Genomic DNA, 9,346 nt, shown 5'->3' with positions numbered 1-9,346 from the left:
GCCACTTCTACGATTCAGACGGGATTTCGCCCGTCATTTCTGAGGCTTACGGGAACGATGCGTTTCGTCTGCGACAGCTGCCGCGCGCAGTACATGATCAGCGACGACAAGGTTGGCCCCAAGGGGGTCAAGCTTCGTTGCAAGAAGTGCGGTCACACCATCCTGGTGAGGCCCGCCGGTGCATCGGCGGCCAAGGAGGGCGGGGCGGAGGCCTCCTCGTCCACCGAGACCAAGAGCAGCGCGGATGCGAACGCGCCACGCATCGTGGAGTCGTCCGGCACGGGGCTGCCCGCCACGCTGGGCACGCCGCCGGAGGGCGGCCTCTTCACGGACGTGGAAGAGGATGAGATTGGCGCGGTCTTCGACCAGGTCCTGAGCACGGGCTCGCAGAAGCTCAAGGCCGCGGAGGCGGAAGCGGAGGCCAAGGCCGCGAAGGCGGAGGCCGTGCGCAAGCTCGCCGAGGCCGAATCCGCCGAGCCGACCGCGGAGGAGAAGGCCGCCACCGCGTCGCACGAGTGGTACGTCGCCATCGACGAGAAGCAGGTGGGCCCCTGGACGGTGGAGAAGGTGAAGGACGCCTGGGACCGCGGCGAGGTGGGCCCGGACAACCTCTGCTGGCGTTCGGGCTTCAGCGACTGGATTCCCCTGTCGGAGACGGCTGAGCTGGCGTCGGTGCTGGCGCCGCGCCCGGCCAAGCCGGTCATCGTCGCGCCCGCGCCGGTGTCCACGTCGTCGCCCACGCTTCCCGCCGGTCCGGTGGAGTCCGCGTTCAGCGCGGGCGCCTCCCGTCCGGGCGCGGGTGGCAGCTCGGCCGTGGCCGAGGAGCCGGTGGGCTGGAAGCCTTCGGCCGCGAGCGTGCTGGCCTCGCTGGTGAAGGAGGAGAACGACGCCCTCAGCAAGCCGCCGCCGCGTCCGGCGCCGTCGCTGGATCGCGAGCCGTTGTCACAGTCGCGCCTCCTGGACGTGCCCGTGCCGCCGCCGGAGCCGGTGTCCTCTCCGGCGATGCCCGGAGCCATGATGGCCGCCGCGCCCCAGGCCTACGCGCCGCCGCAGCCGCAGGGCTACGCGCCGCAGCCGCCGGTGCAGCAGCAGTACGCGCCGCAGCCGCCCGCGGCCTATGCGCCTCAGCAGCCCCAGATGCCTTACGGGCAGCAGCCGCAGGGCTATCCGCCTCCGGGGTATCCGGCGGCCTATCCTCCTCCCGCGGCGGCACCGGCGGGCGGCAAGGGCCGCACGGGGATGATGGTCGCGGTGACGGCGGGCGTGCTGGTGATGGCGGGCGCCGCGGTCGTCTTCGTCGCGCGCGGCAATTCGTCCGAGCGGCCCGCGGAGCAGCCGGTCCAGGTCGCGGCCGCGCCGACCCCCAAGGCGGAGATGCCGCCCATGCCGCCGCCTCCCGCGGCGGTGCAGACGCCTCCTCCGGCGGCGGTGCAGCCTGCGGCGACGCCGCCCCCTCCTGCCGGAACGCCGGCGGAAGGCGCGGCGACCGCTGCAGCGGGGACGCCTGCCGCCGCTGGCACTCCGGCAGCGGGGGCGACGCCGCCCGCCGTGGCCACGGCTCCGGCCGCCACGCCGACGCCTCCTCCTCCCGCGGCGGAGGTGAAGCCTGCCTCCGCGACGCCCAACATGGGGACGGCGGTGGCGCGCGTGGACTCGCGCAACCATCGCAAGTCGGGCTCCAGCGGGAGCCGAGGCTCCTCGCGGGATGACGACGAGGGCGATGCAATCACCGTGTCGAAGCCTTCCGCTGCGTCGTCGTCTTCGTCATCGAGCTCCGGTGGCGGGGATGACGACTTCGACGAGCTGTTCGGCACGAAGAAGACGCCGGCCGCGAAGCCCGCGAGCAAGCCGACGGCGACGGCGTACATCCCGCCCGAGCCGGGAGGCGGCACGCTGGATCGCCTGCAGCAGTCGGACATCATGCAGGTGGTGCTGAACAACAAGCCGGCCATCGTGAAGTGCGTGAACGAGCAGAAGCAGAAGGACCCGTCGCTCAGCGGCAAGCTGGTGATGCGCTGGACGGTCCAGACGAGCGGCAAGACGACCGCCGTGTCGTGCCGCACGGATGAGTTCCGCTCGAGCCACATGGCCACGTGCATCACGGGCCTCATCAAGAGCTGGTCGTTCCCGAAGCACCAGAAGCAGGGCGAGCCCATCGACTTCCCGTTCACGTTCTGAAAATTCAGCAGCGACATCGCCGTCACATATGACGGCAATGTCGCTGTGACGTACGTCAGGGGTGTGCGCTTTCGCGAGCGGTGAATTTCCTCGGGTGGGAGCCGTGGAAAGGTCGGTCGACACTCGTTGACACGTCTGGAGCGAGAGGACTAAAGCCGCTCGACTTCAAACCCGGTGTCTGGAGTCAGGTGGCCGGAGACACCGGGTGACGTAACCCATCCAGGAGGATGTTCCGAATGCAGCTGCGCAAGATGATGGTGATGCTCGCCGCTTTGAGCTCGATGAGCCTGGCCCTGACGGCCTGTGGCGATGATGCGACGACGGTTGATTCCTGTACGTCGGACACCGACTGCTCCTCCGGTTTCTGCAACACGACCGCCGGTGTGTGCATGGAGACCTGCGAGAGCGCCGCGGATTGCCCGGACAGCGAGAAGGAGTGCGCCGTGCTGGCCGGTTCCAGCAAGACGCAGAAGGTCTGCCAGTGCAAGACCGACGAGCTGTGCAAGACGGACGACTCCTCGACCCTGGTCTGCGGCACCGTGTCCAAGCGCTGCGAGGAGCCCGGCTCCGGTCCTGCGGCCTGCACCAAGGACGCTGACTGCGGCGCCGGCAACACCTGCAACACCACCACGGGTGAGTGCAGCCCGGCCGCGACGACCTGCACCGGTGAGGGCAAGGCCACCTGCTCGTACGGCAATGCCTGCTACAGCGGCACCTGCTCGGCGCCTCCGACCCCGACCTGCGAGAACTACCAGAACTTCGGCAACAAGGCCGCGCTGGGCACCACGGGCCCGATCATCTTCAAGGTCGCGACCACGAGCGCCGCCAATGACACCAACTTCTGCCCCGCCAGCGAGCCCAAGCGCGTGAAGATCACGATCTCCGCGTACTCCGACACTGCCTGGCCGGCCACGTCGGCTGAGCTCAGCGGGTTCTTCTATGTGCTCGTCAACGGGACCCCGAGGGCTCCGTCCATCAGCTCTTCTACCGGTAACTACACGGTCTCCGGCAATCGTGCGGACATCGTTGCCAACCTCTGCGTGGCGTCGACGTCCAGCACGGTCTCCCTGGGTTACTACTTCACGGGCGGCAACTTCGCCTGCCACCAGGCCAACTACTAAGCCTGGGTTGATGGGGCCCTGATGTTGAGGGGCCCTTTCCGTCGAACAAGTTCGGAGCCCCGTCCAGGAATCCAGGGGCGGGGCTCTTCGTTTCTAACCGCGCCAGGATTTCTGACGCTTCGGCGAGGCCTTCTCGGGGCGCGAGAGGCATATGAATTTCAGGTAGCGCCTCTTCGTCTTGTCGGTTGCGCGCACGGGCATCCCGGCGGCTTCGAAAAGGAGACTCCATGCAGTCAAAGAAGCTGATGCAGACGTTCACCCTGGGGTTGGCTCTGGTGGCTCCGGTCGCTTTCGCTGGCGATGCAGAGACCCAATTGACCTGCCCGCAAGGCACCAAACAGTCAGGTTCCAAAGAGGACGGGCTGTTCTGCCGTAAGAGCGCGCTCTCTGGTGGGAGCTTCGTGGCGGAGGGGCCTTATCGCTCGTTCCACGCTAACGGCAAGAAGGCCGCAGTCGGGCAGTACGCGAATGGTTTCAAGACCGGGACCTGGTACTTCTACGACGAGGCCGGTAACCAGTACGGCAAGACGGAGTTCCGCGAGAACAACTACCACGGCACCCGGACGCTCTACTTCGCCAGCGGCAAGCCCCACTTCATCGAGCAGTACCAGAATGGCCTGAAGGACGGAGTGGTGCAGGAACTGAGTGAAGACGGCAAGGTTGTCCGCGAGAGCCGCTTCGAGAAGGGCAAGGAAGTCGCCGCCAAGTAGCCAGGCGGTCGTGGTCACGAGGGCCCCAGCCTGCTTTACAGGCCGGGGCCCTTCGCATTGCGGGGCTTTCCCTTGGGGCTCCAGCCAGATAGGAACAAGGCTGTGAAGGCCCCCTCTCTCGTTCCAGTCCTCCCCGCTGTCCCTGTCCGCGCGGTGTCGCAGATGGGACTGCGTGAACTTGAGCGCATCCGGCTCATCCTGAGGGGTGGTTCGGTCATCGACTGGCGGCGGATGCACTTCCAGACGCGGGATGAGGTGGACCGGTTCCTGCGCCTCTGCCAGTTGGACGTGTCGCGTCCCTATGACGATGCCTGGGGCCGGACGGTGCTCGCTGATGCCGTGGAGTACCTGCGCAAGACCTTCGACTACCGGGTCGCGGACGCTGTGGCCCAGCCGGAAGAGCTCCATGACCTCTTCCTCTTTGCTTCAGGGGCGAAGGGCCTTGCTCGCTACCGGCGGATCGCCTGCATCGTTCTGAAGGTGATGCACGTCATCCAGCACATCGAAGGGCGTGACCTGCTCTTCCGGCTGGCCGCCTCCGAGGCCGAACTGGGAGAGATGGTCACGGAGAAGGTGCTGGGTGTTGCTCGTGAAATGAAGGAGATGGGCCTGCCCATCGTGGAGTTCGCCCACTCCATCAAGACGCGGGACTCCCTGGTCACGAAGCTGATCGCGAAGAAGGAGACCGTGGCGGCGCAGGTCTATGACCGCACGCGGTTTCGCGTCATCACCCGCAAGCGGGAGGACCTGCTGCCGGTCCTCTACTTCCTGACGCAGCGCCTGTTCCCCTTCAACTTCGTCGTCCCGGGGCAGACGGAGAACACGTTGCTGCCGTTCAAGGGACTGCTGGAGGAGAACCCACACTTCGAGCAGTTCATCCCGCAGCTCCACCTGGACCGGGACTTCGAGGACCGCGAGGATCGGACGGGGAACGCCTTCTCTGGGGATTCCTATCGGGTCCTCAACTTCGTCGTGGACCTTCCCCTGCGGATGGACCCCTACCTGCCCCCGCCCGAAAGTGATGCCCGCCCTCGAAAGGGGCGGGTCACCTTCGCGCTTGTCGAGTTTCAAATGGCGGATGAGGAGACGGCGCGCCGCAATGAGCTCGGTGACAACGCTCATGAAAGCTACAAGCGTCGGCAGAAGCGGCGCGTCCTCAATCGGCTGAGTCGAGGCCTGGTTGTTCCCAAGCGTCAGGGGTGAAGTGAGTTCACGCAGGGATGAAGTGGCTCGGAGGTATTGGGTTACTCGCGCGTCGCGATGTGACGCGCGAGTAGGGCGTTCCGAAGATCAATCGTTGAGCTTGAACGTGTAGACGCTTGCGGAGGATGCCGCCTCCTCGACAAATGCAACGATGGGCGTGCCCGCGACATTCAATTCAATTGAGGGCGATGTGGCGGGCGTGCTGGTGCTGGTCAGCGCAGTGAGCGGATATCCAAACTGCTGCCATTGATTGGAAATCCAGCGGCTGATGAAAATGCTTCGCTCTGAAGCGAGAATTCCGCTCCATGCAAGCGCATGGGGTGCGCCTTTCTTCATGCTCAGGACTGGCTTGCTGTTACCTGTTGTGGAGTTGCTGATGAGAGCCGTAGCACTCCAGGCGTTGCCTTCCCATCGCGCCCAGTAGATCTGCCCATCGGATGATGGCTGGTTGGAAGATGATTCAACCCAGGCGACCCAAGGGCGCCCGTTTCCATCGATGGAAACGGTCGGTGACATTGCTGCTGTCCCTAGAAGTCGACTGCCAAGGGGAGGTCCATCGTTCTCACTGACAGCGATTCCGCGAGTGCCATCGCCTACGCCATTGAAGTCGAAAATGCTGTAGGCAGAGAAGGTCTTGGTGCCCGAAATCAAGGCGATGGGGTCTTGCGCTCGGGAATACCCGAGGGTTGGCAGCGTCGATAGCGACCAGGAGGCAGCCCCGCTGGTGAGTTGATAATGTCTGACAGTGGCCTCGCCTTCATTGGCGTAGTTGGCGTACAGGCTCAGGGTGCCTGTTTCCTCAAGACCAAGGGTTGGCGTGCCCAGGAAGTCGTAGCCTTCATAGTAGGGAAGAATCAGAGAGGGCAGCGTCTCCCAGGTTGTTCCAGTCCATCTGCGGGAAAAAATGCTGTTGATCTGGCCGTCGCCCGAGTTTTCATGCCATGCGACAATGGGCTGGTTTGATTTGTCAATGACCAGGGTGGGATGCCCCGCGTCTGTCCCTGTGGTGCCCAAACCATTCAGCGCGCCCCCCAGAATGTTCCATGCGGTGCCTGTCCATCGAGCGACGTAGACGTTTCGGGCTACGCCATCGGATTCCGTCCATGCAATGACGGGCTGATCTTCAAGGTCGAGCTTCAGTACGACTTCGTTCGCGGACGTTGCTCCTGCCTCCGCGCTGATGGCTCCTCCCACAGGTAGCCAGGTTGGCACCGAAAACGACCACGTCGGAGCGCTTGCCACCCCATTGCCCGCGAGATCCGTCAGCGCGCTCGCAGCGGCAGTGAAGTCGACCTGGACGGTGCTCGGTGCGCTCAGGGCGCTCAGGGGCGTCACGGTCAGCGTCTTGCCGTCTGCGGAGAGTGCCACGGACTTCGCGATGGTCTCCCCAGTACCCGTCTTGAGCCCCACCGCCGCCTCCGTCACCGAGAGCGGGTTCATGGGCTCACTGAAGGTGACCTGGATGGCTTCGCGGACCCCCACGGTCGCCGCGTCCTTTGCCGGCAGGAAGGAGGCCACGGTGGGCGCGGTCCGGTCCACGATGATCGTGCGGGCCGCGCTGGTGAAGACCGATCCACCCCGGGTCGCGCGGATGGACAGCTGGTAGGTGCCCTCGGCCTCCGACGTGGTGTCCCAGGTGAACGAATAGGGGCTCCCGGTGGGCTTCACGAGCACCGTGGCGTCCTTCAGGATCTCCACCTGCTCCGCCGCGCCTCCTTCCACCGTGAACTGCAGGAGCAGGGGACCTCGCGTGTACGCCTTGCCGGGCGTGGGCACGACCCAGTTCACCACCAGGTCGCCGGGCTTCCCCACTGTCACCGTCAGCGTGGCCTGCTTCGTGACCGAGCCGCTCCTGCCTTGGAGCGTCAGCGTGTAGGCCCCGGGCACCGTGCCCGCTCCCACGCGGATGCTCAGGGTCGCTCGCGTTTCTCCCTTGGGCAGGGTGAACGACTGGAGCTCGATGCCCGTGGGCGGGGAGAGGAGGCTCCAGGTGACGGCGCCTCCCGCGGTGTCAGCCCACGCGAGCCGGACGTCGCAGTCCAGGGTTCCCCCTGGGAGTATCTGCTCCTGGGCGGCGGTCGCCGTGAAGGTGAAGTCCGCGTTGGGGTCCGCCGGGTCCTCCTTGGGCGGGTCATCCAGCGGGGGGACGTCGATGCATGCGGGGCTCAGGCCGATGCAGCTGAGCAGCAACAGGTGTTTCAGGTTGGGCATGGGGGCGTGTTCAGCAAGGTCGGGACCAGACGGTGCCGAGGGAGAACAGTGCCATGCCCATCCGCGGAACAGGACAGGCGTCCGGCTCCGGAAACACGCCTGCCCGCCGCCCCCGGGTTCAGGTGGGGACGCGCGGGCAGGGGAGGGACTTCAGAAGGCCGCGGACTACTTCTTCTTGCGGTTCTTCTTCTTGTTCTCCTTCTCCTTCTTGCGCCGCTCCTTGATGGCGTCGCGGTCGTCCGGCTTGCTCACGGACGGGGGCGCGTAGCCCATCAGGCGGGCCTTGGCCATCGCTGCCTGGCCCATGGGCGGCGTGTAGCCCGGGGCGATCTGCGGCAGCTGCATGGGCATGCCTCCCATGCCTCCGCCCATCGCGGACATGGCCTTCTCCAGCGCCTTCGGGTCCTTCCCGAACATGCTGCCCAGGTCCATGTTCTTCATCTGGCCCAGCTGCCCCAGCTGCTTGAAGCCGGGGATGCGGCCCAACAGGCCCGGGTTCTGGCCGATGGTGCCCATCACCTGCTGCATCATCCCGAACTTCTGCAGGAGCTCGCGCACCTCCTCCGGCTTGCGGCCACTGCCCTTGGAGATGCGGTTGATGCGGCTGGCGTTGATGATGTCTGGACGCAGGCGCTCCTTCTGCGTCATCGAGTCGTACATCGCCTCGATCTTCGTGAGCTCCTTCTCGTCCGGGTTCAGGTGCTCGGTGAGGTCGCCGAAGAGGGGGAACTTCTCCAGCAGGTCCTTCAGCGGGCCCATCTTGCGGACCATGCGGATCTGCTCGACGAAGTCCTTCATCGAGAACTGGCCGGAGAGCAGCTTGCGCGCGTCGTCCTCGGCCTTCTTCTCGTCGACGACCTTCTCGAAGTCCTTCATCAGGCCGACGATGTCGCCGAAGCCCAGGATGCGGCCCGCGAGGCCCTCCGGACGGAACTCCTCCAGCTTGTCCATCGACTCGCCCATGCCGAGGAACTTGATGGGCTTGCCCGTCACTTCCTTGATGGACAGCGCCGCGCCGCCGCGCGCGTCACCGTCCAGCTTCGTCAGGATGAAGCCGTCCAGCGTCAGGCGCCGGTCGAACTCGGCCGCCGTGCGCACCGAGTCCTGGCCGATCATCGCGTCGCACACCAGCAGGATGGTGTCCGGCTGCACGTTGGACTTGATGGACTCCAGCTCCGTCATCAGCGTCTCGTCGATGGCGAGCCGGCCCGCCGTGTCGATGAGCACCACGTCGCACTTCTGCTCGCGCGCGGCCGCGTAGCCCCGCTTCGCCAGCTCGGGCGGCTGCACGCCGGGCTCGTGGTAGACGGGGACCTTCAGGCGCTCGCCCAGGACCTTGAGCTGATCCACGGCGGCCGGACGGTAGATGTCCGCCGCGACCAGCAGCGGCTTGCGCCCCTCCGCGAGGAGCCGGCTGGCGAGCTTGCCCGTGGTCGTCGTCTTACCGGAGCCCTGGAGGCCCACCATCATGATGCCGGACAGCTGGCCCTTGGGCTTCAGGTGGAGGCTCGTGTCCACCGGGCCCATCAGGGCCTCCAGCTCGTCGTGGCAGATCTTGATGAAGTGGTCCATCGCGCTGACCTTGCGCTTCTGGCCCCCCGCGTCCGTGACGGACGTCTGCACGACCTCGCCCACGGCCTTCTCGCGGACGCGGGCGACGAACTTCTTCACCACGTCGAAGGCGACGTCGGCCTCCAACAGGGAGACGCGGATGTCTCGCAGCGACTCGTCCACCAGCTCGGGGGTGAGTTCGCTCTTGCCGGCGAGGCGGTTCTTGGCGGCCCGGAAGCCCTTGGTGACGGTCTCAAGCATGGGGGGCGCTTTATAACAGCGTCCCGCCGGATGCGACGGTCACGGAAGCCCCGGTCGTCCAGCAGTGGAGGAATCGAGGGGCTTTCCCCACCACCCGGGATGCCTCCGCCC

The 9,346-nt window shown here is 66.0% G+C and carries 6 protein-coding genes; 4 read left to right on the top strand and 2 right to left on the bottom strand.

Features of this window, described 5'->3' with window-relative positions; all coding sequences use genetic code 11:
- Nucleotides 1–57 precede the first annotated feature (57 nt).
- The 4 genes from gltJ (at nucleotide 58) to D7V80_RS14630 (ending at nucleotide 5,212) form a co-directional block, all read left to right on the top strand.
- The gene (gltJ, locus tag D7V80_RS14645; RefSeq protein WP_120588748.1) at nucleotides 58–2,178 is read left to right on the top strand and encodes an adventurous gliding motility protein GltJ; all 2,121 of its coding nucleotides are present in this window, start codon (nucleotides 58–60) and stop codon (nucleotides 2,176–2,178) included.
- A gap of 236 nt (nucleotides 2,179–2,414) precedes the next feature.
- Nucleotides 2,415–3,299, top strand: a complete 885-nt coding sequence (locus D7V80_RS14640; RefSeq protein WP_120588747.1) for a hypothetical protein — start codon at nucleotides 2,415–2,417, stop codon at nucleotides 3,297–3,299.
- 227 nt (nucleotides 3,300–3,526) lie between these two features.
- Nucleotides 3,527–4,009 (top strand): toxin-antitoxin system YwqK family antitoxin, encoded by a 483-nt coding sequence (locus D7V80_RS14635; RefSeq protein ID WP_120588746.1) that lies wholly within the window; start codon nucleotides 3,527–3,529, stop codon nucleotides 4,007–4,009.
- Between the two features lie 102 nt (nucleotides 4,010–4,111).
- The gene (locus D7V80_RS14630; protein ID WP_120588745.1) at nucleotides 4,112–5,212 is read left to right on the top strand and encodes a TIGR04552 family protein; all 1,101 of its coding nucleotides are present in this window, start codon (nucleotides 4,112–4,114) and stop codon (nucleotides 5,210–5,212) included.
- 87 nt (nucleotides 5,213–5,299) lie between these two features.
- Here the strand turns inward: D7V80_RS14630 and D7V80_RS14625 are convergent, their stop codons facing one another.
- Both D7V80_RS14625 and ffh read right to left on the bottom strand, forming a co-directional pair.
- Complete coding sequence (locus tag D7V80_RS14625) at nucleotides 5,300–7,423, bottom strand: Ig-like domain-containing protein (RefSeq protein ID WP_120588744.1); 2,124 nt, start codon at nucleotides 7,421–7,423, stop codon at nucleotides 5,300–5,302.
- A gap of 165 nt (nucleotides 7,424–7,588) precedes the next feature.
- Nucleotides 7,589–9,235 (bottom strand): signal recognition particle protein, encoded by a 1,647-nt coding sequence (gene ffh, locus D7V80_RS14620; RefSeq protein WP_014395398.1) that lies wholly within the window; start codon nucleotides 9,233–9,235, stop codon nucleotides 7,589–7,591.
- Nucleotides 9,236–9,346 lie beyond the last annotated feature (111 nt).

Source organism: Corallococcus sp. CA054B (assembly GCF_003611625.1).
Lineage (GTDB): Bacteria > Myxococcota > Myxococcia > Myxococcales > Myxococcaceae > Corallococcus > Corallococcus coralloides.
Note: the sequence above shows the minus strand (reverse complement) of the source record. Positions and strands in the feature narration are given on the sequence as shown.

Coding starts and splice junctions, on each gene's coding strand:
- D7V80_RS14640 (WP_120588747.1), top strand. CDS start 2,415: ATGCAGCTGCGCAAGATGATGGTGATGCTCGCCGCTTTGAGCTCGATG.
- ffh (WP_014395398.1), bottom strand. CDS start 9,235: ATGCTTGAGACCGTCACCAAGGGCTTCCGGGCCGCCAAGAACCGCCTC.
- D7V80_RS14635 (WP_120588746.1), top strand. CDS start 3,527: ATGCAGTCAAAGAAGCTGATGCAGACGTTCACCCTGGGGTTGGCTCTG.
- D7V80_RS14625 (WP_120588744.1), bottom strand. CDS start 7,423: ATGCCCAACCTGAAACACCTGTTGCTGCTCAGCTGCATCGGCCTGAGC.
- gltJ (WP_120588748.1), top strand. CDS start 58: ATGCGTTTCGTCTGCGACAGCTGCCGCGCGCAGTACATGATCAGCGAC.